This window comes from Pseudomonas sp. GV085 (genome assembly GCF_003050925.1).
In the GTDB taxonomy this organism is placed as follows: Bacteria; Pseudomonadota; Gammaproteobacteria; order Pseudomonadales; family Pseudomonadaceae; genus Aquipseudomonas.
The window spans coordinates 268,029-291,129 of sequence record NZ_QAOV01000005.1 but is presented as its reverse complement, the minus strand read 5'-3'; the positions used below and the strand labels follow the sequence as shown (position 1 = coordinate 291,129).

The 23,101-nt window shown below is 60.0% G+C and carries 18 protein-coding genes; 13 read left to right on the top strand and 5 right to left on the bottom strand.

Going from position 1 to position 23,101, the window contains the following annotated elements; all coding sequences use genetic code 11:
- Positions 1-60: 60 nt before the first annotated feature.
- The 6 genes from C8K63_RS13140 (at position 61) to C8K63_RS13115 (ending at position 8,013) form a co-directional block, all read left to right on the top strand.
- Positions 61-2,322, top strand: coding sequence for a heavy metal translocating P-type ATPase (locus C8K63_RS13140; RefSeq protein ID WP_108217098.1), 2,262 nt, complete (start codon positions 61-63; stop codon positions 2,320-2,322).
- Positions 2,323-2,338: 16 nt separating this feature from the next.
- Positions 2,339-3,202, top strand: a complete 864-nt coding sequence (locus C8K63_RS13135) for a LysR family transcriptional regulator (RefSeq protein ID WP_108217097.1) — start codon at positions 2,339-2,341, stop codon at positions 3,200-3,202.
- 219 nt (positions 3,203-3,421) lie between these two features.
- Positions 3,422-4,498 carry a putative 2-aminoethylphosphonate ABC transporter ATP-binding protein gene (locus tag C8K63_RS13130; RefSeq protein ID WP_108217096.1) on the top strand — a complete coding sequence of 359 codons (1,077 nt, stop codon included), beginning with the start codon at positions 3,422-3,424 and terminating at the stop codon, positions 4,496-4,498.
- On the top strand, positions 4,498-6,222 hold the full coding sequence (locus C8K63_RS13125) for a putative 2-aminoethylphosphonate ABC transporter permease subunit (protein ID WP_108217095.1): 1,725 nt from the start codon (positions 4,498-4,500) through the stop codon (positions 6,220-6,222). Before C8K63_RS13130 ends, C8K63_RS13125 begins: the two co-directional genes overlap by 1 nt.
- Before the next feature lie 39 nt (positions 6,223-6,261).
- The gene (locus tag C8K63_RS13120; RefSeq protein WP_108217094.1) at positions 6,262-7,287 is read left to right on the top strand and encodes a putative 2-aminoethylphosphonate ABC transporter substrate-binding protein; all 1,026 of its coding nucleotides are present in this window, start codon (positions 6,262-6,264) and stop codon (positions 7,285-7,287) included.
- 168 nt (positions 7,288-7,455) lie between these two features.
- A complete protein-coding gene (locus C8K63_RS13115) occupies positions 7,456-8,013 on the top strand; it encodes a phosphonate degradation HD-domain oxygenase (RefSeq protein ID WP_108217093.1) in 558 nt (185 codons plus the stop codon).
- Positions 8,014-8,145: 132 nt separating this feature from the next.
- Here the strand turns inward: C8K63_RS13115 and C8K63_RS13110 are convergent, their stop codons facing one another.
- Positions 8,146-9,522: a GTPase/DUF3482 domain-containing protein gene (locus tag C8K63_RS13110; protein ID WP_108217092.1), complete on the bottom strand. Its 1,377-nt coding sequence runs from the start codon at positions 9,520-9,522 to the stop codon at positions 8,146-8,148.
- Positions 9,515-10,885 (bottom strand): DUF2868 domain-containing protein, encoded by a 1,371-nt coding sequence (locus C8K63_RS13105; RefSeq protein ID WP_108217091.1) that lies wholly within the window; start codon positions 10,883-10,885, stop codon positions 9,515-9,517. The genes C8K63_RS13110 and C8K63_RS13105 overlap by 8 nt, the downstream gene beginning before the upstream one ends.
- Before the next feature lie 85 nt (positions 10,886-10,970).
- Between C8K63_RS13105 and C8K63_RS13100 the strand changes: the two genes are divergently transcribed.
- Entirely contained in the window at positions 10,971-11,483 is a 513-nt protein-coding gene (locus tag C8K63_RS13100; protein WP_108217090.1) for a dihydrofolate reductase, read from the top strand.
- Positions 11,484-11,582: 99 nt separating this feature from the next.
- Here the strand turns inward: C8K63_RS13100 and C8K63_RS13090 are convergent, their stop codons facing one another.
- Positions 11,583-12,974 (bottom strand): L-cystine transporter, encoded by a 1,392-nt coding sequence (locus tag C8K63_RS13090; protein ID WP_108217088.1) that lies wholly within the window; start codon positions 12,972-12,974, stop codon positions 11,583-11,585.
- A gap of 240 nt (positions 12,975-13,214) precedes the next feature.
- On the opposite strand from C8K63_RS13090, the gene C8K63_RS13085 reads away from it, so the two are divergent.
- The 4 genes from C8K63_RS13085 (at position 13,215) to C8K63_RS13065 (ending at position 17,387) form a co-directional block, all read left to right on the top strand.
- Positions 13,215-14,270 (top strand): phosphorylcholine phosphatase, encoded by a 1,056-nt coding sequence (locus tag C8K63_RS13085; protein ID WP_108217087.1) that lies wholly within the window; start codon positions 13,215-13,217, stop codon positions 14,268-14,270.
- Between the two features lie 553 nt (positions 14,271-14,823).
- Positions 14,824-15,111, top strand: coding sequence for a DUF6124 family protein (locus C8K63_RS13080; RefSeq protein ID WP_108217086.1), 288 nt, complete (start codon positions 14,824-14,826; stop codon positions 15,109-15,111).
- A 186-nt stretch (positions 15,112-15,297) separates the two neighbouring features.
- Complete coding sequence (locus tag C8K63_RS30785; protein WP_223531460.1) at positions 15,298-16,773, top strand: PAAR domain-containing protein; 1,476 nt, start codon at positions 15,298-15,300, stop codon at positions 16,771-16,773.
- Complete coding sequence (locus C8K63_RS13065) at positions 16,770-17,387, top strand: hypothetical protein (protein ID WP_108217085.1); 618 nt, start codon at positions 16,770-16,772, stop codon at positions 17,385-17,387. The genes C8K63_RS30785 and C8K63_RS13065 overlap by 4 nt, the downstream gene beginning before the upstream one ends.
- Positions 17,388-17,993: 606 nt before the next feature.
- On the opposite strand, the gene ilvD is transcribed toward C8K63_RS13065, so the two are convergent.
- On the bottom strand, positions 17,994-19,835 hold the full coding sequence (ilvD, locus tag C8K63_RS13060; protein ID WP_108217084.1) for a dihydroxy-acid dehydratase: 1,842 nt from the start codon (positions 19,833-19,835) through the stop codon (positions 17,994-17,996).
- Between the two features lie 469 nt (positions 19,836-20,304).
- On the opposite strand from ilvD, the gene C8K63_RS13050 reads away from it, so the two are divergent.
- On the top strand, positions 20,305-20,763 hold the full coding sequence (locus tag C8K63_RS13050; RefSeq protein ID WP_108217082.1) for a transposase: 459 nt from the start codon (positions 20,305-20,307) through the stop codon (positions 20,761-20,763).
- A 113-nt stretch (positions 20,764-20,876) separates the two neighbouring features.
- Here C8K63_RS13050 and C8K63_RS13045 read toward each other — a convergent pair whose 3' ends face one another.
- Positions 20,877-22,073 (bottom strand): class I SAM-dependent rRNA methyltransferase, encoded by a 1,197-nt coding sequence (locus C8K63_RS13045; RefSeq protein ID WP_103395796.1) that lies wholly within the window; start codon positions 22,071-22,073, stop codon positions 20,877-20,879.
- 153 nt (positions 22,074-22,226) lie between these two features.
- Between C8K63_RS13045 and C8K63_RS13040 the strand changes: the two genes are divergently transcribed.
- Entirely contained in the window at positions 22,227-23,096 is an 870-nt protein-coding gene (locus C8K63_RS13040; RefSeq protein WP_108217081.1) for an HDOD domain-containing protein, read from the top strand.
- Positions 23,097-23,101 lie beyond the last annotated feature (5 nt).

The window sequence follows — 23,101 nt, the reverse complement described above, 5'->3', positions numbered from 1 at the left end:
TGACCCTATAGTGGCTACAGGGTCTTTACTTGGCAACAGGCACTCTTATGGACGCAACCAATGAGCGATTCCCTGCATTCACACAAACCCGGGCCTGAACACGGGCACAACCACAAGCTCAAGCCCGTGCAAAAACATGACCACGGCGGTCACGGCGATTCCTGCTGTTCATCCAGGGCGGCGGCGCCCGCGTTGATAAGACTGAGCGAATCGTCGACGCCCGGAGCCCGACTGAGCAGTTTTCGCATCGAGGCGATGGACTGTCCAACCGAACAGACGCTTATCCAGAACAAGCTAAGCAAACTGACCGGTGTGCAGCAGCTGGAGTTCAATCTGATTAATCGGGTGCTTGGCGTGACCCACGATTTGCCCGGTATCGAGCCGATCGTCGAAGCCATCAAATCCTTGGGAATGCAGGCCGAGCCGATGGACCAGGGTGCTGAAACCCCGACACCGGTGCCCCGGCAAAAGCCATGGTGGCCCTTGACACTGTCCGGTGTTGGTGCATTGCTGGCAGAAGTTATCCACTTCACCGGTTCCGCGCCGAACTGGGTGGTGGCGGTTATTGCGCTTGTTTCGATCCTCTGCGGTGGCCTCGGTACCTACAAAAAAGGCTGGATTGCCCTCAAGAACCGCAACCTGAACATCAATGCGCTGATGAGCATTGCCGTGACCGGCGCGGTGCTGATCGGCCAGTGGCCGGAAGCGGCAATGGTGATGTTCCTGTTCACTGTGGCCGAGTTGATCGAAGCCAGGTCCCTCGATCGCGCGCGCAATGCCATCGGTGGCCTGATGCAGATGACCCCGGACACGGCAACGGTGTTGCAGGCTGACGGGAGCTGGCTTGAGCAGGATGCCAAATCCATTGGGCTCGGCGCGCGGGTGCGGGTCCGCCCCGGTGAGCGCATCGGCCTGGACGGCGAAGTGCTGTCCGGTCGCTCGACCATCGATCAGGCGCCAATCACTGGTGAAAGCATGCCGGTGGAGAAAACCGTCGGCGACAAAGTATTCGCCGGCACCATCAATCAGGCCGGATCCCTGGAATATGAAGTAACCGCTGCGGCCGACAACTCGACCCTGGCCCGCATCATTCACGCGGTCGAACAAGCGCAGGGCGCGCGGGCGCCGACCCAGCGTTTCGTCGACAGCTTCTCGAAAATCTACACCCCGGTGGTGTTCGTTCTGGCTCTGGTCGTGGCGGTGATCCCGCCTTTGTTCATGGGCGCGTTGTGGTTCGACTGGATTTATCGGGCGCTGGTGCTGCTGGTGGTGGCCTGCCCCTGTGCGCTGGTGATTTCCACGCCGGTGACCATCGTCAGTGGCCTCGCGGCGGCAGCGCGCAAAGGCATCCTGGTCAAGGGCGGCGTCTATCTGGAGGGCGGTTACAAGCTCGACTACCTGGCCCTGGACAAGACTGGCACCATCACCCACGGCAAACCGGTGCAGACCGATTACCTGTCGCTGGATCCGACCGCCGACGATTCGGCGCCTGCCATTGCCGCCGCGCTGGCCAGGCGCTCGGATCACCCGGTTTCCCAGGCCATTGCCAAAGCGGCTGTGGATAACCCAACCGCGACGCTTATTGTGGATAACTTCGAAGCGCTGGGCGGGCGCGGTGTGCGCGGCGAAATCAACGGCCAGCTCTACCATTTGGGCAACCATCGACTGGTGGAGGATCTGGGGCTGTGCTCGCCGGCGCTGGAAGAGAAACTGTTCGCCCTGGAAAAACAGGGCAAGTCGGTGGTGCTGCTGCTTGATCAGTCCGGGCCATTGGCACTGTTCGCCGTCGCCGATACGGTAAAAGCGTCCAGCCGCGAAGCCATCCGGCAACTGCATGACCTGGGCATCAAAACCCTGATGCTCACGGGCGATAACGTCCACACTGCGCAAGCCATTGCCGCGCAAGTCGGCATCGACGAGGCCAGGGGCGACCTGTTGCCGGGTGACAAATTGCAGGCCATCGATGCCCTTTATGCCCAAGGGCATCGGGTCGGTATGGTCGGCGATGGCATCAATGACGCTCCGGCACTGGCGCGCTCCGAGATCGGTTTCGCCATGGCCGCCGCAGGCACCGATACCGCGATCGAAACCGCCGATGTCGCCCTGATGGACGACGATCTGCGCAAAGTCCCGGCATTCATTCGCCTGTCGCGCCAGACATCGAGCATCCTCAAGCAGAACATCGTCCTGGCTTTGGTCATCAAGGCGATCTTTCTTGGGGTAACCTTCGCCGGGCTCGCTACCATGTGGATGGCCGTGTTCGCCGACATGGGCGTGAGTTTGCTGGTGGTGTTCAACGGTTTGCGCCTGCTGCGCAAGTAAAGGATGAGGGACGGTTGTGCTGAGTGCCGAGCTGAAGGCGTTTTACATGGTGGCCCGCCTGGGCAGCATTACCCAGGCTGCAAAAAAGCTCGGCCTGAGCCAGCCGACGGTGACGACGCAGATCCGCAACCTCGAAAGTCAGTATTCGGTCGAGCTGTTCTACCGTGGTGGCCGGCGTCTCAGTGTCAGCGAAGAGGGCGCGCGGCTGCTACCGATGGTCAAGGTGCTGATGCAACAGGCGGCCGACATCGAGTTTTTCCTGCGTAACTGCGGCCAGGTCCAGGGCTCATTGCGCATTGCCGCTACGGCGCCATATTACATCCTCGACCTGGTGAAAACATTCCGCGAACGTCTGCCGCAAGTGGAGGTGTCGGTGGAAATCGGCAACTCCCAACAGGTGCTTGAAGCGCTGGAGGATTATCGGGTCGATGTCGCGGCGTCGTCGCAATTGCTCGATGACGCGCGGTTGATTCGCCGGGTGCTCGGCAGTGATCCGCTGGTGCTGGCGGTGCATCGCAATCATCCGCTGGCGGTTCACGATCGCATTTCGCTCAGTGCATTGGCCGGGCATACCCTGCTGATGCGCGAACCGGGTTCGACCACCCGTCGTTTGACCGAAGAGTTGCTGGCCAGCGCCAGCGTGTGTTTCGGCCCGCGGCTGGAAATCGGCAGCCGCGAATCGATTCGCGAAGCGGTGCTGCGCAATATCGGTATCAGCATCATTGCCCGCCAGGAAGTGCCCCATGATCCGCAGTTGCGGGTGCTGACCATCGAGAATGCGCCGCAGATTCCCGAGTATCTGTACTGCCTCAAGGAGCGCAAAGGCGCGCGGCTACCGGCGGCGTTTCTGGGGTTGGCGCAGGAAATGGCGCCGGCCTAAAGGTCTTTATCGCCTGTCCCGGCCTCATCGCGAGCAGGCTCGCTCCTACAGTTGACCGCATTCCCCTGTAGGAGCGAGCCTGCTCGCGATGGCGGTAGATCAGCCAGCACAGGAATAACCAAAAATCCTGAATACCACTATCGGCGGTTTTTGCCTTACTGCCACATGACGGACTCATTACAACTCTAGGATGGCCCATCTGCCAGATGAGGTCCGTCCATGAACAACCCTATCGCAACTGCCCTGACCAACCCCGGCGCACCGATGAAAGTGTGCGGCGTACAGAAGCGTTTTGGCGCCTTCACGGCGCTGGATAACGTTTCCCTCGACGTGGCGGCCGGTGAGCTGGTGTGTCTGCTCGGTCCTTCGGGCTGTGGCAAGACCACCTTGCTGCGCTGCATCGCCGGTCTGGAAAAGCAGGACAGCGGCGAGTTGTACCTGGGTGATCGCAACGTTTCCCACCTCGCACCCCAGGCGCGGGACTACGGCATTCTGTTCCAGTCCTACGCGTTGTTTCCCAATCTCACCGTCGAAGCGAACATTGCCTACGGCCTCGCCAGCAATGGCCGCGACCAGATTCGCCAACGTGTCGGTCAGATGCTGGAACTGGTCGGCCTGACCGGCAGCGAGAAAAAATACCCGGGCCAGCTGTCTGGCGGTCAGCAGCAACGTGTGGCACTGGCCCGCGCTCTGGCGCCTGCGCCTTCGTTGTTGTTGCTGGACGAACCGATGTCGGCCCTCGATGCCCGGGTACGCGAGCATCTGTGCACCGAACTGCGCCAGCTGCAACGCAACCTCGGCATCACCACCCTGATGGTCACCCACAATCAGGACGAGGCCATGCTGATGGCCGACCGTATCGCCGTGATGAACAACGGCAAGGTCGAGCAGTACGCCACGCCGCTGGAAATCTACAATCGCCCGGCCACGCCATTCGTGGCGGAGTTCGTCGGCCAGGGTAACTGGTTGCCGTTCCAGCGCAGCAGCGACAGCCACGCTCAGGTCGGTGCAATGAGCATGCGACTGGCCGATGGCGGCGCCAAGGCCGCGTCGGGCCGTTTGTTCTGCCGTCCGGAAGCGATCAACGTCAACCCGCTGGTGCATGAGGAAAACCTGTTCCCGGCCAAGGTTCGTGAAATCACCTTCCTCGGCAACCGCTGCCGCATGAGCTTCGAACTCGATCAATTGCCGGGCCACGCGCTGTTGGCGGAACTGGCGCCGGAAGCCATGCCGCGCCTTGGCGCCCAGCAGATCATGGTCGCCTTGCCGCCGCGCAGCCTGCAGGTGTTTGCCTGATGAGCGCGAACATCGCGCTGCCGCTGCCGCAAAAGCAGGTTCGGCAGACCACCCGCGCCGAGATCGGTGACCGGTTGTTCGTGCTCGGTGGCAAAGTCCTCATGCTGGTGTTGTTGGGGGTTGCCGTATTGATGCCGTTGCTGGCGATCTTCTGGCAGGGTTTCAGCACTGAGGCTGGGCAGGGCGGTGGCTGGGTCGCAGCGAAAGAGCTGGTGACCAGCGAGAACTTCCACTGGTTGCTCGGTAACAGTCTGAAAGTTTCCCTCAGCGTCGCAGCCATCGTCGTACCGTTGGCCTACCTGTTTGCCTACGCCCTGCAACGCACCTTGATTCCGGCCAAAGGCATCTGGCGTGGCATTTCGCTGCTGCCATTGATGGCACCATCGATGCTGCCCGGCATCGCGCTGGTTTATCTGTTCGGCAACCAGGGCATGCTGCGTGGCCTGCTCTCGGACAACATCTACGGCTTCTGGGGCATTGTGCTCGGCGAAGTCATCTACACCTTCCCCCACGCCTTGATGATTCTGCTGTCGGCCCTGTCCCTGGCCGATGCGCGGCTGTTCGATGCCGCCTCCAGTATGGGCGCAAGTCCTGCGAAAGCTTTCCGCAGCATCACCTGGCCGGTGACCCGTCAGGCTGTGTTCGCCGCGTTCTGCCTGGTGTTCACCCTGACCATCACCGATTTCGGTGTGCCGGTGGTGGTCGGTGGCGACTATCAAGTGCTGGCGCTGGAAGCCTACAAAGCCGTGGTCGGCCAGCAACAGTTCGGTCGCGGTGCGTTGATCGGCATGGTGTTGCTGCTGCCGGCGCTATTCAGTTTCGGCGTCGATGCCTGGTTGCGTCGGCGCCACGGCGACTCCATGAGCGGTCGCGCCCAAGTGTTCAAGCCCGCGCCGTCGAAGCTGCGCGACGGCTGCTACCTGGCCATCGTCCTGCTGATCTGCACCGCGTTGCTGCTGGTATTCGGCATGGCGGTGTTCTCGTCCCTGGTGAAGTTCTGGCCGTACAACCTGTCGCTGTCGCTCAACCATTACCAGTTCAATGAAACCGCCGGCGGTGGCTGGCTGGCCTATGGCAACAGCCTGGAGATGGCCTTGGGCACCGCACTGATCGGCTCCATGCTGATCTTCACTGGCGCCTACCTGATGGAAAAAACCAGGGGCCAGCGTGGTCTTAACCTGACCTTGCGCATGCTCAGTTTCGTACCGATGGCGGTGCCAGGCCTGGTGTTGGGGTTGGGTTACGTCTTCTTTTTCAACCTGACCGGCAACCCGCTGCACGTGCTTTACGGCAGCATGACGCTGCTGATCGTCTGCACCATTGCGCACTATTTGACCACCGCGCAAATGACCGCCACCACCGCGCTGCGTCAACTCGATGCCGAGTTCGAAGCCGCCGCGCTGTCGCTCAAGGCGCCGCTGTACCGCCACTACCTGCGAGTCACCGTGCCGATCTGCCTGCCGGCGTTGCTGGACATCGTGCGCTACCTGTTCGTCTCGGCCATGACCACCGTTTCGGCGGCGATCTTCCTCTACAGCCCCGACACCATCCTTGCGGCAGTGGCGGTGCTGAACATGGACGACGCCGGCAACGTCGGCGGCGCGGCGGCGATGTCGACCCTGATTCTGTTCACCTCGGCGGGCGTGTCCCTGCTGCTGGCCTGGGCCTCGCGCGGTTTGCTGCGCCGCTCCCAGGCCTGGCGGCAGACCGCGCCCGGTCATTGAATCTGCACAACCCCTCAACTCAAAAAACAGGAAAAGATCATGTTCAAGCCTATGGCCCTGGCCGCTGCTGTTCTCACCGCTTTCAGCCTGAACGCCTTCGCGGCGAAAACCGAGTTGACGGTGTACACCGCCCTCGAAGCCGAACAACTGAAGACCTATAAAGAAGCTTTTGAAAAGGCCAACCCGGACGTCGAAATCAAATGGGTGCGTGATTCCACCGGCATCATCACCGCCAAACTGCTGGCCGAAAAAGCCCGTCCACAGGCGGACGCTGTGTGGGGCCTGGCCGCTTCCAGTCTGGCTATTCTCGATCAGCAAGGCATGCTGCAAAGCTACGCACCGAAAGACCTGGCCAAGATCGGCGCCAACTACCGCGACGCCACCAACCCGCCAGCCTGGGTCGGCATGGACGTCTGGGCCGCGACTATTTGCTTCAACACCGTCGAAGCCGAAAAGCAGGGCCTGACCAAACCCGTGAGCTGGCAGGACCTGACCAAGCCTGAGTACAAAGGCAAGATCGTCATGCCGAACCCGGCATCGTCTGGCACCGGTTTCCTCGACGTCAGCGCCTGGCTGCAAACCTTCGGCGAGAAGCAGGGCTGGGCCTACATGGACGGCCTGCACCAGAACATCGGCCAGTACGTTCACTCCGGTTCCAAACCTTGCAAACTGGCCGCCGCCGGTGAATTCCCGATCGGTATTTCCTTCGAATACCCGGCCGTTCAACTGAAGCGCCAGGGCGCACCGCTGGACATCATCCTGCCGAAGGAAGGCCTGGGCTGGGAGATCGAAGCGACTGCCGTGATCAAGGGCACTGCCCACGAAGACGCGGCGAAGAAACTGGCTGATTACTCCGCGAGCCCTGAGGCAATGGAGCTCTATAAAGAAAACTTTGCCGTACTCGCCCAGCCTGGCATCGCCAAGCCACAGACTGAACTGCCAGCCGACTACGAACAGCGCCTGATCAAGAACGACTTCGCCTGGGCTTCGAAGAACCGCGACGAAATCCTGACCGAATGGCGCAAGCGCTATGACGGCAAATCCGAGAAAGTGGCGGCCAAGTAAGATCTTTATCGACTGACAGGGCCTCTTCGGGGGCCTTGAGTTCAGGGCACCTTTAGATGACGCAACACAACGACATGCTGATCAGCCCGACGCCCTATGGCGAGCTGATCATTGGCGATTCGCACCATTACGGTAGCGATCCGTCGCTACGGTACTGGAGGAAATCTGATGGAGCGCAATAAGCAAGTGATTGCCGAGGCGTTCGGTTTGTACGAGCGCTTTGGCGACAGCGACTACATCGGTGAGCCGGTGTCGCAGATCGAGCACATGTCCCAGGCGGCGCAATTGGCCATGGCCGAAGGCTTCGACGATGAAGTGGTGCTGGCGGCGTTCTTTCATGACATCGGGCATATCTGCACTGAAAGCGCGGAGAACATGGGCGGCTTCGGTGTGGTCAGTCATGAGCGCCTGGGCGCGGATTATCTGCGCCGCGCCGGATTCAGCGAGCGTATGGCGCGGCTGGTCGAACACCACGTACAGGCCAAGCGTTATCTGACGCTCAAGGAGACGGGATACTACGAGTGCCTGAGCGAAGCCAGCCGCCGGACCCTGGAATATCAGGGCGGGGTGATGACGGCTGAAGAGGCCGAGGCGTTCGAGCAGGACCCGCTGTGTGCCGTGAGTTTGCGCATGCGCCAGTGGGATGAGCTGGCGAAAGAGATGCATGTGCCGGTGATTGATCTGGCGGTGTTGAAGGACAAGGCGGTGCGGTTGTTGGCTGCATAAAGCCTGTGATACCGAGTTGCTGCCATCGCGAGCAGGCTCACTCCCACATTGGATCTGTGGTCGACACAAATCCCCTGTAGGAGCGAGCCTGCTCGCGATGGCGTCAGTCCGGCCAAAGCAAGTGTTCTGTCTCTACAGCTGCTGTGCCAGAGCCTCGATCTGCTCCTGCCGCTCCGCCTGATTCAATTTGGAATGAGGATTGAGCGACGACCACTGCGGATGCGCCCGCGCCTTGTTCAGCGCTTCGGGCAGTTTGCCTTCGCGCCAACTCTTGTCCTGTGGCGTGGCGACCTGGATGCTGTCCATCGCCGCGTGCCCGCGGGCATTGAGCGCTTGCAGCAATTGCCGCTGACGCAGCGCCAACAGCCGCAGCACGTTGTCGTCCATCGTCAGTTCGCGTTGGCCCTTCACCTTGCCGAACAAGCGGCTGCCGTAACTGCGTGCGGTTTGCAGTGCGCCGCCGGCGATGGCACCGGCCAGAGCGGCAGCGCCGAGGGTAATGCCGCCCACCAGCAAATCGACCCCAGCCCCTGCAGCAGCCCCCGCCGCGATCCCGCCACCGACGCGCACGCCCAGTTGCTTGAGGGTTTCCGGGTTGAACAGGTCATCGCCCCAACGGCCGTCGAGCAACGGCAACTCACTGGCCGCGGCATCCTGTGGGCGGAAAGCGTAGAGCTTGAGCAGGGCCTCGACGCAACGCTGCTCCCGTTGCCGCACGGCCTTGCGCAGTTCGCTGATCGCCTGTCGTTCCTGTTCGTCATCACTGACCACGCTGCGTCGGCAGGCCGCGCAATCGATCAATAATTCGGCAATCAACCGCACCGCACTTTGCTGGCGGGCCAAACGCTGGGCTTGCTGATCGCAAATCAGGCGTTCCAGTTGTGGCCGGGCAGACTCCAGCAACAGGGCGAGACTTTCATAGAGCCGACGCTCGCCATCCTCCGGCGGCGCGACGCTGTCGAAGCGCACCAACGCATGCAATCCCAGCCGCGCCAGCGCTTCACGCCATGCCGGCTCGCGGTGGTTGGCGCTGCTGACGAAGTTCAGCACCGGCAGCAAGGGTTTGCCGCAATTGGCCAGTACTTCCAGCTCGTCGCGATACTTGGCCAGCACCGGCTCCCGGGCGTCGATCACATAGAGCCCGGCGTCCGACGCCAGCAACTGGCGCAGCACCTTGGCCTCCTGTTCGAAGCGTTGCCGGGCTTCGCTACCATCGAGGAAGCGCGCCAGGCGTGCCGGGCCGTCGAGGCGTTCACCGGGACGCTCCAGGCGTTCGAGGTAATCGAGCAGGGCGATGGCGTCTTCCAGTCCGGGGGTGTCATAGAGGTCGAGCAGTGGCTCGCCGTCCACCGACAACCGTGCGCCCTCGACATGCCGCGTGGTGCTGGGGCGATGGGACACTTCACCGAAGCCGACGTCGCGAGTCAGGGTACGCAGCAACGAGGTTTTGCCGACATTGGTGTGGCCGACCACGGCGAGTTTCAGAGGCTGTTTCCAGGTGTCAGTCATGACCTGTCTCCAGCCAGTTCATCGGTGCACAATCGGCAAACGGCAGCTCAAGCTGTTGCAGCGCCACGTGCCAGTCGCCCAGGCGTTCGGCGTCCAGCGCTTCACCGGGGGGCGCCTGCAACAACCACACGCGGGTGGCGCTGGCGCTGCGGGCCAGTTCGGCAACCAAGGCCAGACTGCCGCGATCCGGTGAGCGCCGTGGATCGCAGGCGATGGCCAGGCGCGCCGGGGGGAAACGGCTCAATTGTTCGAGGAGTTTGTGTCGCGATTCGCGGCTGTCGAGGATGCCGGCGTTGCTCACGTTTTTCGGCAATTGCGGTGGCCACGGGCGCTGGTCGTCCAGCTCGATGGCGACCAGTAACGCACCGTCGCTTTGCTGTTCAGTCACGCCGCTTTCCACGCGATGCAGCTGCGCGGGTGCGATATCGCTGACGCCGAGGCGCTCGCTGGTGGGCATCAAGCGTTCGCGCAGTTGTGCGTAACCGGGCAGGTTCAAATCCAGACGCAGCGCCGTTTGCCCGGTATTCCAGCGCCACAGGCAAAACAGCGCCAGCAGCAGGCGCGGCACAACACCGTAGACCAGCAAGACGCCGACCAGCCACGCGGCCCAGGCCTGACGGGCACTTTCGATGTTCAGAGCGGCATCGCCACTGGCGCGGATCATTTCCTCGGTCGGCACGCTGAAGCCAAACAGGGCCGGCAATGTACCAAGCGCCTGGGTCACGGCAATAAAGGTGTCGGCACTGAGGATCGTGGTTTCCCAGACGAAGCCGTAGCGCCGGGTCGCCATCAACATCAGCAGGATCACCAAAGCGCTGAGCATCGCCAGCAACCACAGGCTGTTGACCAGCACACCGATGGCCAAGCGATTGAGTTTCCGGCGTTGCAGCAACAGAAGCAGGGCCGGTGCCAGTTGTGCGGCTTTGGCGTCCCGCGCGAGCTTTTCGCTAAGCCACAGCCACAGGCGTGCGAGGCTGGCGCCTTGTTCACCGGCGAACACCAGGCCCAAGGCCCAGCTCAGCAGCAGGATCAGATTGAGCCCGAGCAGGCTGCCCAAGGCCCAGAACACATTCACCGGGTGCAGGCCGTCGCCCAGTGCAGCAAAGGCCAGGCCGGCGCCGCTGATCACGGCCAGCACCGCCATGACGATCAGCGCCAGTCGTGCGCTTTGCAGCCAGTGTTTGAGGGCCGCAGCCAGGCCATCGCGTTCAGCCAGCCACAGGGCCCGGCGTTGAATGCGCGACGGCAAATCGCCGCCGGCGCTGCGGGCCAGTCGGTTGGCTTCAAGGTCTTCCAGGGGACCTGCGTGTTCTTCGCGCAGTCGAATGGTTTCTGTCAGCCAGAGGGTATTGAGTTCAGTCACGCGGCATCCCGTCGCTTAATTGAGCTGTGAGCATAACCGCTGTGGCGCTTATCGGCGAAAGCCCGGCTCTGCTATCCTCGCCGGCATGACTAAATCACTCCCCCTCAGCCTGATCGCAGCCCTCGGTGAAAACCGCGTGATCGGCGTCGACAACAGCATGCCCTGGCACCTGCCGGGGGACTTCAAATACTTCAAGGCCACCACCCTCGGCAAGCCGATCATCATGGGGCGCAAGACCTGGGATTCCCTGGGTCGCCCATTGCCCGGCCGCTTGAACATCGTGGTCAGCCGTCAGGCGGATCTGGTGCTGGAAGGCGCGGAGGTTTATCCGTCGCTGGAAGCCGCCGTCGTTCGCGCCGAAGCATGGGCGAAGGAGCAGGGCGTTGATGAGCTGATGCTGATTGGTGGTGCGCAGTTGTATGCGCAAGGGTTGGCGCAGGCCGATCGCTTGTACCTGACCCGCGTGGCGCTGAGCCCGGAAGGGGATGCGTGGTTTCCGGAGTTTGATTTGGGCCAGTGGAAACTGGTGTCCAACATCGAAAATCCGGCGGCGGAAGACAAGCCCGCATACAACTTCGAAGTCTGGGAAAAAATCTAAAAGCATCGCGAGCAGGCTCACTCCTACAGGGGATTTGTGTCGATCACAGATCCAATGTAGGAGCGAGCCTGCTCGCGATAGCGGTCTGTCAGACGCTACTCAAGCCTGCGCCAACGCCGAATGCTCATCCGCATCCAACAACGCCTTATCGGTCTGCTGCATCACCTGACTGGTAATCGCCCCCGCCGTCATCGAACCACTGACGTTCGACGCCGTACGCCCCATATCAATCAGCGGCTCGACCGAAATCAGCAACGCCACCAGTGACACCGGCAAGCCCATCGCCGGCAGCACGATCAACGCCGCAAACGTCGCACCGCCGCCAACCCCGGCCACACCGGCCGAACTCAGCGTGACAATCGCCACCAGCGTTGCGATCCACAGCGGGTCCAGCGGATTGATGCCCACGGTTGGCGCCACCATTACCGCCAACATCGCCGGGTACAGGCCGGCACAACCGTTCTGGCCAATGGTCGCGCCGAACGAAGCGGCGAAGCTGGCGATGGACTGCGGGATACCCAAACGACTGGTCTGCGCCTCGATGCTCAGCGGAATCGTCGCAGCGCTCGAACGGCTGGTGAAAGCAAACGTCAGCACCGGCCAGATCTTACGGAAGAAGCGCAGTGGATTGATCCCGGCAGCCGACACCAGCACGCCATGCACCACGAACATCAGGCCCAGGCCGATGTAGGACACCACGACAAAACTGCCGAGCTTGATGATGTCTTGCAGGTTGGAGCCGGCGACCACTTTGGTCATCAGCGCCAGCACGCCGTACGGGGTCAGCTTCATCACCAGACGCACCAGTCGCATGACCCAGGCTTGCAGGGTGTCGATGGCGTTGATCACTTTCTGACCTTTCTCGGCATCATCCTTGAGCAATTGCAGGGCCGCGACACCCAGGAACGCGGCGAAGATCACCACGCTGATGATCGAGGTCGGCTTGGCCCGTGCCAGATCAGCAAACGGGTTCTGCGGGATGAAGGACAGCAGCAACTGCGGCACGTTAAGGTCGGCGACTTTGCCTGCGTAATCGGTCTGAATGGTTTGCAGGCGCGCCATTTCCTGGGTGCCGGCCACCAGGCCTTCAGCGGTCAGACCGAACAGGTTGGTCAGGCCGATGCCGATCAGCGCTGCAATGGCGGTGGTGAACAGCAGCGTGCCGATGGTCAGGAAGCTGATCTTGCCCAGAGACGAAGCGTTGTGCAGACGGGCCACGGCGCTGAGGATCGAGGCGAATACCAGCGGGATCACGATCATTTGCAGCAGTTGCACATAACCGTTGCCTACCAGATCGAACCAGCCGATCGAGGCTTTCAGCACCGGGTTGCCAGCACCGTAGACAGTGTGCAGGACCACGCCGAACGCTACGCCCAGCACCAGTGCGAGCAGGACTTTTTTCGCCAGGCTCCAAGTGGTGTGGCGGGTTTGCGCCAGGCCCAGGAGCAGGGCGAGGAACACCAGCAGATTGAGGATCAGCGGCAGATTCATTGGAACTCCCATTAGACTTTTGCCAACTGCCTTCCGGGGCAGCTGCGAACGGGCAAGCCTAACAGCTTGAAAAATAATGAATTAATATCAAAAACGCATGGTATTCGTCGCTTTTGGAATAAGCGGATGTCGCTGTCAGAAATGCAACTGGCGCGAAAGGGACGTGGGCGGTCGCTGACAGACGAGGACTGTCACACTTATTTGTTAGCGTCGATCTCTTTCATTCAGGGAGAAACGCAGATGAAATTAGCACCGAAACTACTGGCCGCAGCACTTTGCCTCGGCCTCGCCGGCCAGGTTCTCGCAACGGATCTGAAACACTGGCCGGCCGATCAGGCCAAGGCGCTGGACGCGATGATCGCCGCCAACGCCAACAAGGGTAACTACGCGGTGTTCGACATGGACAACACCAGTTACCGCTACGACCTGGAAGAGTCGTTGCTGCCGTTCATGGAGAACAAGGGCCTGATCACCCGCGACAAGCTCGACCCCTCCCTGAAGCTGATGCCGTTCAAGGACACCGCCGACCACAAGGAAAGCCTGTTCAGCTACTACTACCGCCTCTGCGAAGTCGACGACATGGTTTGCTATCCATGGGTCGCCCAAGTGTTCTCCGGCTTCACGCTCAAGGAACTCAAGGGCTATGTCGACGAGATGATGGCGTCTGGCAAACCGGTGCCGGCCACTTATTACGAAGGCGATGTGGTCAAGAAACTCGACGTCAATCCGCCGAAAATCTTCACCGGCCAGCAAGAGCTGTACAACAAACTGATGGAGAACGGCATCGAGGTCTACGTGATGACCGCCGCCTCCGAAGAACTGGTGCGCATGGTCGCGGCCGATCCCAAGTACGGCTACAACGTCAAACCGCAAAACGTGATCGGCGTGTCGCTGCTGCTCAAGGACCCGAAGACTGGCGAACTGACCACCGCGCGCAAGCAGGTCACCGCCGGCAAATATGACGAGAAGGCCAACCTCGGCCTGGAACTGACCCCGTACCTGTGGACCCCGGCGACCTGGATGGCCGGCAAGCAGGCGGCGATCCTGACCTACATCGACGAGTGGAAAAAACCGGTGCTGGTGGGCGGCGATACTCCGAGCAGCGACGGCTACATGCTGTTCCACAGTGTTGACGTGGCCAAGGGCGGCATCCACCTGTGGGTCAACCGCAAGGACAAGTACATGACCCAGATCAACGGCATGATGGCCAAGAATGCCGCGGCCCAGACCAAGGAAGGCTTGACCGTGACTGCCGACAAGAACTGGGTGATCGTCAAGCCTGAAGAAATCCAGTAAACCGGGTTGCAATTACTGTAGGAGCGAGCTTGCTCGCGATGGTCGTTAACGATGACGCGTGCTTTCTGGTGCAGCGCGTCGTCCTTGCATCCATCGCGAGCAAGCTCGCTCCTACAAAGATCTCGGGTAAAGCACAAATTGTGTGAGCACTCAGGACCCCTGTGGGAGCGGGCTTGCCCGCGATGGGGCCAATCGGTGCAATGAAAGCCTCCGCTTGAACGACATCTCCTTACAGTCGCAACCTACGCATTCTTGCGTAAGGGACTACGACTGCGCCAGAATCCGCCGGCTTGTGCACCTTACTCCCGGACTCTACCGTCTACCTGTCGCTGAACATCAGTGATCGGGTTTGGTAGCCCGGCTGTGTAGGGTGCAAAGCATCATGATTTGCAGACGTTCTTACGTCTCTGCTTTTTATGGTGGTCATGCACAGGGCGTTTTCGGGCGCGCCGGTTTCCTTACACCCCGGTCTACCAACCTGCGCATGGCCGCCACCTTTCGTTTGGTAGCGAGGGTGATGGCTCCTTGTCTTATGGTGTAAGGAGTTTTATCTATGCTGAAAATTACCCCCGATCCCCCAAATACCGACAACCTCTGCGCCCACATCAACACCAGCCCGCGCAAACCCAGCCGAACATTCTTGATCGCACCCGGCCTCGACACCGAAACCCTGTTGGCCCACGCCTGCGAATCACTCGCCTCGGCCAATGTCATGGCCAGCGATTTCGCCGGCCTGCTGGAAGGCTCGCAACGCAGCACAATGCTGGGGATTGCGCAGGTCATCATGCTGGGCGAGCTGGCGGTGAATCAGGCACTGGATAACCTCGACCCGCAGGATTAACGCTCGCAAAAAATGCCCCGCACTTGGCGGGGCATTTTCATGTTCGACGGTTAACGCCAGCACACCGACGTCCATATCCAGTCTCATTTCAGAATTAACCTACATCAATCAAGGAAGCGTCTGATTTTTCCTCCACTTCGCATCTTCTAGCGTGCGTCCTTTCGATCTGACAAGGACACATTTCGCATGAAGCGCTATCACATCACTGTCGGTGCTAGAACCACCGTCGGTGGCACCGTGCGTACGGGCTATCAGTACAGCACCATCGAAGACCAGGCCATGGCCCGCGAAGGTGATGAAGTCTATTGCCCGAAGTGCGACGGCATCGGTGTGATTGTCCTCGACGGCCCGCACTTGGTGGATGAGATGGACGGCCGCCAGGCTGCCTTGGACAACGATCTCTGCAGATGCAAATGCGACCCGCCACCCAGGTTGATTGCTAACCAGACACTCCGTTCTCAACAGTTCGACGATGTGCAGGTCGCCTCGGGGACAAGAGCCGCCGCCCAATCTGCCGCGCCGTCTGCAACCAGTCCCGCGCGAGCGGCACCGGGTCCCTCTGGTCTTGCACCTGCCGCAAGCCCCGCGACACCGTCTTTCGGCGATTTACCGGGGCCGGTTTGCGAGAACTTGTGGCGCGGCTACCAGCAAAGAGCCGAGGCCATCGTGGCACCGGGTGGCATCTTGATTGCCGACCCAAAGGCGCGTAATCGCGCGATCAATGCGGCGTACGCCCGATGGTGGCTGGAGGATCAGCGCTTTCAATGGGCCGGTCTTGCGGCGTTCGCTTCCAAGCAGGTGGGCTGTGGGTTGTTGCATGCTGCGGAATCGATCGAAAAGATCGATGCGGAAAAGGAGGCAAAACAACGACGGGTGGAGGCGCACAGGAAAAAGCCCGCTGGCTTGTTCGGCTGGTTCAGCAAGAGTGAAAGGCAGGCCACAGCACGGGACCTTGAGCAGGCAGAACGGGATTACGAGCAGGCCCGCCGCAACAATCCGACGTGGTGGCTCGACGTGCGGAGCCCGAACGAACCGTTGTCGCTCGTGCAGAAGCAACTTCAGTACGTTCACGACATGCTGGCGATGGGGAATACCACGCTGTTTCTGGATGTGTTTCCGCTGCATGCGTTTTACAAGGAGCGTGGGTTGTTCGCGCTCAAAACCTGCCTGGAATCACGTCAAAAAATTTATGGCCACGATCAGTATCCAGTCCTGTGGCCGATTGAGCAGGAGAGGTTGAGATTCGGTGTTGATCACAAGGAAATCCTGCAAGCCTTCGAAGCCATGGATGCAGGCAATATCGTCGAAAGCGTTGTGTTTCTTGCCGAGCATGAACAGAAGAACATCCTGCAACCAGCGATGTACAGCAACGAGCAATTGGTACGTTTGCTACGTAGTAACCATTTCTTCTATGTCACGAATGTCCCCTCCGGTGCTGCGGCAGCGGTCGAGCTGACTCTGGCCAGCCAGTGTCATCCAAGCGAAGACGGGCGCACCGTGGGCTTCAGCAATGATTACTTTGCCAACCTGGCCGATATCCATCAGCGCATGCCTTTCGTACTCAAGGCCGCGGCGCAATTTGATGAGCTGCTACGACGCTCTGATCGCCACCTGATCGAACAGGCGATCCTGGACATTGCCGCAGGCCGGGGCGTGCGATGAGTCTGCTACGACGAATAGATTGGCAACGCAAGGTTTTGGCAATCGTAGTCGCGGTTCTGTTGATCGTGGCGATGGTTCGAGCGCTTTCGGACGAGCCTGTGATCGCGCTGATGATTGGCGAGCCTTGGGAAGCCATGCGTCAGCGCTCCAGCGCGGTTATCGCTCCGGCTTTTCCTGGATACTCTTGGTTCAACATGCCCAAGTCTGATGCGCGCCTACGTTTTATCGACCCTCAACTCGGATTTGAGACCCCGCTAGCTCGCTTTTTCACGGTTAGTTTCGATAAGGATGGGTTAGTCAGCAGTGTCCGTATGTCCCCGCAGATAGAGCCGCTATTGCTCGACGACACGCTCAAAGTCCTGTTGGGTCTGCAGGAGCAATGGCGTCAAGGCGGTTGGACACCAATCCGGCTCAATGACTTTCCGTCATTCGCCGATACTCCTCAATGGCGTGCCCGATTACGAGATGTAAACACTGGCGGCACTGCTTACTGGCGAGCTGACGACAAATATCAGGTACTGCTGGCGGTTAATCGCTTCAGGGACGATAAGCGTCCCACAGAAGAGCGCTATCTCATCACGTTGCAGCTTGCCACGCCCTGGGGAAGCCCATGACCCAATGGTCGCGACAATGGTTCGGACCCAGCCATAGTTAACGGCTTGTGAAATTTAAAACATCTGTAAGCCCGAGAGTTTATTCAGTTCAACGAATTAATTTAATGGAGTAGGTATATATGGATGCATGCATTTTTCGGTCACTTATATATGTAGTTGGAGGTGTCTTGCCTGCCTCGGGATTGGCGCTACTCAGTCTGGTTTTTATGGGGTCCGGTAAAGCTTTTTTCATGCTGCTCAGCACGCTCGCATGGCTAGGGACCTGCGGACTTATTTTGGCGGCATCAAACAAACCCACTGATACTGAGCCACGACGTAGGCTGGTTATAACAGCAATGTTAACGATGGGATTGCTCGCTATGTCTCCTCTGCTGTTTTTTTTGTTCACAGCGTACAGCGACGAAATATGGATTAATTGGGCAATTCTGGGGCCAACACTTCTGGCACTTCACTACATGTGGCAAGTTGTGCGGATTCACTGCTCCGGAAAATGCCGATTTTTTGCCTATGGCTCGTTAGAGCTCACAAGGAGGTCATCGGTTGATAAATGATCCCAAAAAAATACCCCGCACTTGGCGGGGCATTTTCATGTTCGACGCTTAAGTCTTACAGCCCGTCAAGCATCGCCTTGTTACGTACAGCACCCTTATCGGCACTGGTGGCCAGCAGGGCGTAAGCCTTCAACGCGGTGGTCACTTTACGTGGCCGCACTTCCACCGGCTTCCAACCTTTCTTGTCCTGCTCGACCCGGCGTGCCGCCAGTTCTTCATCGCTGACCAATAGGTTGATCGAGCGGTTCGGAATGTCGATCAGCACCTTATCGCCGTCCTGTACCAGGCCGATCGCGCCGCCAGCAGCGGCTTCAGGCGAAGCGTGGCCGATGGACAGACCGGACGTACCGCCGGAGAAACGGCCGTCGGTGAGCAGGGCGCAGGCTTTGCCCAGGCCTTTGGATTTCAGGTACGAAGTCGGGTAGAGCATTTCCTGCATGCCCGGGCCGCCTTTCGGGCCTTCGTAGCGAATGATGACGATGTCGCCTTCTTTCACTTCGTCAGCAAGGATGCCACGCACGGCGCTGTCCTGGCTTTCGAAGATCTTCGCATTGCCTTCGAACACGTGGATCGACTCGTCGACGCCAGCGGTTTTCACCACGCAGCCGTCCAGGGCGATGTTGCCGTAGAGCACGGCCAGGCCGCCTTCTTGCGAGTAAGCGTGCTCGACACTGCGGATGCAGCCGTTTTCACGGTCGTCGTCCAGGGTTTCCCAACGGGTCGACTGGCTGAACGCGGTTTGCGTCGGGATGCCCGCCGGACCGGCTTTGAAGAAGTGGTGCACCGCTTCGTCGTTGGTCTGGGTGATGTCCCACTTGGCGATGGCTTCTTCCATGCTGCGGCTGTGCACGGTCGGCAACTGGGTGTGCAGCAAGCCGCCACGGGCCAGCGAACCGAGGATGCTGAAGATCCCGCCGGCACGGTGCACGTCTTCCATGTGGTACTTCTGGATGTTCGGCGCGACCTTGCACAGCTGCGGCACGTGACGGGACAGGCGGTCGATGTCGCGCAGGTCGAAATCGATCTCGGCTTCCTGGGCAGCGGCCAGCAAGTGCAGGATGGTGTTGGTGGAACCGCCCATGGCGATGTCCAGGGTCATGGCGTTTTCGAACGCTTCGAAGTTGGCGATATTGCGTGGCAACACCGACTCGTCGTTCTCGCCGTAGTAACGCTTGCACAGCTCGACGATGGTGCGGCCGGCCTGCAGGAACAGCTGTTCGCGGTCGCTGTGGGTAGCCAGGGTCGAACCGTTGCCCGGCAATGCCAGACCCAGGGCTTCGACCAGGCAGTTCATCGAGTTGGCGGTGAACATGCCGGAGCACGAACCGCAGGTCGGGCAGGCGCTACGCTCGTACTCGGCGACCTTCTCGTCAGAAGCGCTGGAGTCGGCGGCGATCACCATGGCGTCGACCAGGTCGAGGCCGTGGGAAGCGAGTTTGGTCTTGCCGGCTTCCATCGGACCGCCGGAGACGAAGATCACCGGGATGTTCAGGCGCAGGGACGCCATCAGCATGCCAGGGGTGATCTTGTCGCAGTTGGAAATGCACACGATGGCGTCGGCGCAGTGGGCGTTGACCATGTACTCGACGGAGTCGGCGATGATCTCGCGGCTCGGCAGCGAATAGAGCATGCCGTCGTGGCCCATGGCGATGCCGTCGTCGACAGCGATGGTGTTGAATTCCTTTGCCACGCCGCCAGCGCGTTCGATTTCGCGGGCAACCAGCTGGCCCAGGTCCTTGAGGTGGACATGGCCCGGTACGAACTGGGTGAACGAGTTGGCAATGGCGATGATCGGCTTCTTGAAGTCGTCATCTTTCATCCCCGTGGCGCGCCACAGTGCGCGGGCACCGGCCATGTTGCGGCCGTGGGTGGATGTTTTCGAGCGGTAATCAGGCATGAAGCACTCCGGGCGGCTAATCAGGTATCAAAAGGGAAGTGAGCTTCTATTGACGTCTGGAACACTCAGAAATGGCCGCGTGTCCGGAAGTTGCCGATAACTTTGCGGGATCGCCGCGCGCTTCAGCTTGAGCTCATAAACCCGCCGGGGATGACTGGCGATGAATGTTCGCGATTCTACACGGCTGGCGGCTGGAGGGAATGCCTGCAAGCGGGGAGGCAGCATTCACAAGACGTGCGGGCAGGCCTGCGGAACTTAATGGAACGATTTTCTGTAGGAGCGAGCTTGCTCGCGATGAACCTGAGGGGAACGCATTCATCCAGGGTGAGCGGGTTATCTTTGACGACCATCGCGAGCGAGCTCGCTCCTACAGGGAGATTTGTTCGATACATCCAGATCCACTGTCATGGCGACAAACCCGTTCGCCCCACCTACCGTTTATCTTCCATTCGCCAAGGAGGACAACGGAATGTCCAACCCGAACCATGGTTATCGCTTACGCACAGGTCGACAGTCAGAGTCTGGTCGTATCTATCTGCTGACTGCTGTCACACACGGACGGCAACAATTCTTTAAGGATTGGAGGATGGGTCGTTTGGTGGTGCACGAATTCAGAAGAGCTCAGGAGTCTGGCAATGCCACTTCGATAGCCTGGGTGGTCATGCCGGATCATTTTCACTGGCTGGTTGAGTTGCACAACGGTGATTTACCGAAGTTGATGCAAACGACGAAGTCTCGAAGTGCTCGTGCCATTAACAAGGAGAGAGGTTGCCACGAGACGCTATGGCAAAAAGGTTATTTCGACCGGGTGCTACGCCGAGAGGAAGACCTGAAAGCCGCTGCCCGATACATTATTGCCAACCCATTGCGAGCCGGACTTGTTACCAGTGTTCGTGACTACTCACTGTGGGATGCCATTTGGCTCTGATCTGTAGGAGCGAGCTTGCTCGCGATGAACCCGAGAACACCGCTGGGTGTCAGGCACCCAGCGTTATCGTTGACGACCATCGCGAGCGTGCTCGCTCCTACAGGAGCAGGGGTTTAGCTATTCGGCAACAACCGGCAAGTAATGCTCTTGATATACCGCGTCTCTGCAATGGCCGGATGCACCGGGTGATCCGGGCCCTGGCCACCGCGTTCGAGCATCTGGATGTTGCGATCCAGGTGACGGGCGCTGGTCAGCAGGATGTTCTGCAGGTCGTCTTCCGGCAGGTGCATCGAGCACGATGCGCTGACCAGGATGCCGTCCTTGGTGAGCAGGCGCATGGCTTGCTCGTTCAGGCGGCGGTAGGCGCCTTCGCCGTTTTTCATGTCTTTCTTGCGTTTGATGAACGCCGGCGGGTCGGCCACGATCACGTCGAAACGCTCTTCGCTGGCTTTCAGCTCTTTGAGGGCTTCGAACACGTCGCCTTCGATGCAGGTCATTTTTTCGGCGAAGCCGTTCAGTGCGGCGTTGCGCTCGACACCGTCGAGGGCGAAGGCCGACGCATCGACGCAGAACACTTCACTGGCGCCGAACGCGGCAGCCTGTACGCCCCAACCGCCGATGTAGCTGTACAGGTCCAGCACGCGTTTGCCCTTGGCGTACGGCGCCAGGCGGGCGCGGTTCATGCGGTGGTCGTAGAACCAGCCGGTTTTCTGGCCTTGAATGACTGGCGCTTCGAATTTCACACCGTTCTCTTCGAGGGCAACCCACTCCGGCACCAGGCCGAATACGGTTTCGACGTAGCGGGTGAGGCCTTCGGCGTCACGGGCAGCGGAGTCGTTCTTGAACAGGATGCCGCTTGGCTTGAGCACTTGGGTCAGCGCCGCGATCACGTCGTCTTTATGGGCTTCCATGGTCGCCGAAGCGATCTGTACTACGAGGATGTCGCCGAAACGGTCGACCACCAGGCCCGGCAGCAGGTCGGAGTCGCCGTAGACCAGGCGATAGAACGGCTTGTCGAACAGACGATCGCGCAGGGACAGGGCCACATTCAGGCGGTGCACCAGCAGCGATTTGTCCAGCGGCAGCTTGATGTCGCGCGACAGCACTCGGGCGCAGATCAGGTTGTTCGGGCTCATGGCAACGATGCCCAGCGGCTTGCCGCCGGCGGCTTCGAGGATCGCCTGGTCGCCGGCCTTGAAACCGTGCAAAGGCGTAGCGGCTACATCGATTTCGTTGCTGTAGACCCACAAGTGACCGTTGCGCAGACGACGGTCGGCGTTGGCTTTGAGGCGCAGGCTAGGCAGGGACATGTCGTCGCTCCGGAAAAAAGAGCGGGAGTATAGCGTGTTGAGCCCCCGGATTGGCCTGCGAATGGACATGTGGCGAGGGTTGTCTTGCGATTTGGTATGTCGGATCCAACTTCATAAAGGTTAGAATCGGCGTCTGACCAAGAGTGTGCACAAATGTCCCAAGAGCTGACCTCCGAACAGATCCAGCAAGCCCTGCAGGGCATCAGCGTACCGGCCCAGCCGCAAATCATGGTGGATTTGCAGATGGAGCAGTACATGCCCGACCCGGATCTGGAAGTCATCGCCAAACTGATTTCCCAGGACCCGGGTCTTTCCGGGTCCCTGCTGAAGATCGTCAATTCGCCGTATTACGGCCTGAGCAACAAGATTGCCTCGATCCAGCGCGCGGTGAATCTGCTGGGCAGTCGCTCGGTCATCAACCTGATCAACGCGCAGTCGATCAAGGGCGAAATGAATGACGACACCATTGTCATCCTGAACCGTTTCTGGGACACCGCCCAGGACGTGGCCATGACCTGCCTGACCCTGGCCAAGCGCATCGGCGTTGAAAATGGCGACGAAGCATATGCCCTGGGCTTGTTCCACGACTGCGGCGTACCCTTGATGCTCCAGCGTTTTCCCGACTACATGGGCGTTCTGGAGCAGGCCTATGCCAGCGCCAGTGCCGAATGCCGGGTGGTGGATACGGAGAACCAGGTGTTCAATACCAACCACTCGGTGGTCGGGTATTACACGGCAAAGTCCTGGCGCCTGCCGGAGCACGTGAGCGCGGCGATCGCCAATCACCACAATGCCCTGGCGATCTTCAGCGATGAGTCGTCGCGCAACAGTTCGCTGAAGAACCTGCTGGCGATACTGAAAATGGCCGAGCATATTTGTGCTTCTTATCGGGTACTGGGCAACCAGACCGAAGATCACGAGTGGAACAGCATCGCGCCGCTGGTGCTCGATTATGTCGGCCTCTCGGACTACGACTTCGAGACCCTCAAGCAGACGATCCGCGACCTCGGCACTCATCGCTGAGTGTC

Bases quoted from the DNA above. Each gene is read 5' to 3' on its own strand.
- C8K63_RS13090 (WP_108217088.1), bottom strand. From the start codon at position 12,974: ATGAATCTGCCGCTGATCCTCAATCTGCTGGTGTTCCTCGCCCTGCTC.
- ilvD (WP_108217084.1), bottom strand. From the start codon at position 19,835: ATGCCTGATTACCGCTCGAAAACATCCACCCACGGCCGCAACATGGCC.
- C8K63_RS13100 (WP_108217090.1), top strand. From the start codon at position 10,971: ATGACTAAATCACTCCCCCTCAGCCTGATCGCAGCCCTCGGTGAAAAC.
- C8K63_RS13130 (WP_108217096.1), top strand. From the start codon at position 3,422: ATGAACAACCCTATCGCAACTGCCCTGACCAACCCCGGCGCACCGATG.
- C8K63_RS13040 (WP_108217081.1), top strand. From the start codon at position 22,227: ATGTCCCAAGAGCTGACCTCCGAACAGATCCAGCAAGCCCTGCAGGGC.
- C8K63_RS13115 (WP_108217093.1), top strand. From the start codon at position 7,456: ATGGAGCGCAATAAGCAAGTGATTGCCGAGGCGTTCGGTTTGTACGAG.
- C8K63_RS13140 (WP_108217098.1), top strand. From the start codon at position 61: ATGAGCGATTCCCTGCATTCACACAAACCCGGGCCTGAACACGGGCAC.
- C8K63_RS30785 (WP_223531460.1), top strand. From the start codon at position 15,298: ATGAAGCGCTATCACATCACTGTCGGTGCTAGAACCACCGTCGGTGGC.
- C8K63_RS13045 (WP_103395796.1), bottom strand. From the start codon at position 22,073: ATGTCCCTGCCTAGCCTGCGCCTCAAAGCCAACGCCGACCGTCGTCTG.
- C8K63_RS13050 (WP_108217082.1), top strand. From the start codon at position 20,305: ATGTCCAACCCGAACCATGGTTATCGCTTACGCACAGGTCGACAGTCA.
- C8K63_RS13065 (WP_108217085.1), top strand. From the start codon at position 16,770: ATGAGTCTGCTACGACGAATAGATTGGCAACGCAAGGTTTTGGCAATC.
- C8K63_RS13120 (WP_108217094.1), top strand. From the start codon at position 6,262: ATGTTCAAGCCTATGGCCCTGGCCGCTGCTGTTCTCACCGCTTTCAGC.
- C8K63_RS13085 (WP_108217087.1), top strand. From the start codon at position 13,215: ATGAAATTAGCACCGAAACTACTGGCCGCAGCACTTTGCCTCGGCCTC.
- C8K63_RS13125 (WP_108217095.1), top strand. From the start codon at position 4,498: ATGAGCGCGAACATCGCGCTGCCGCTGCCGCAAAAGCAGGTTCGGCAG.
- C8K63_RS13080 (WP_108217086.1), top strand. From the start codon at position 14,824: ATGCTGAAAATTACCCCCGATCCCCCAAATACCGACAACCTCTGCGCC.
- C8K63_RS13110 (WP_108217092.1), bottom strand. From the start codon at position 9,522: ATGACTGACACCTGGAAACAGCCTCTGAAACTCGCCGTGGTCGGCCAC.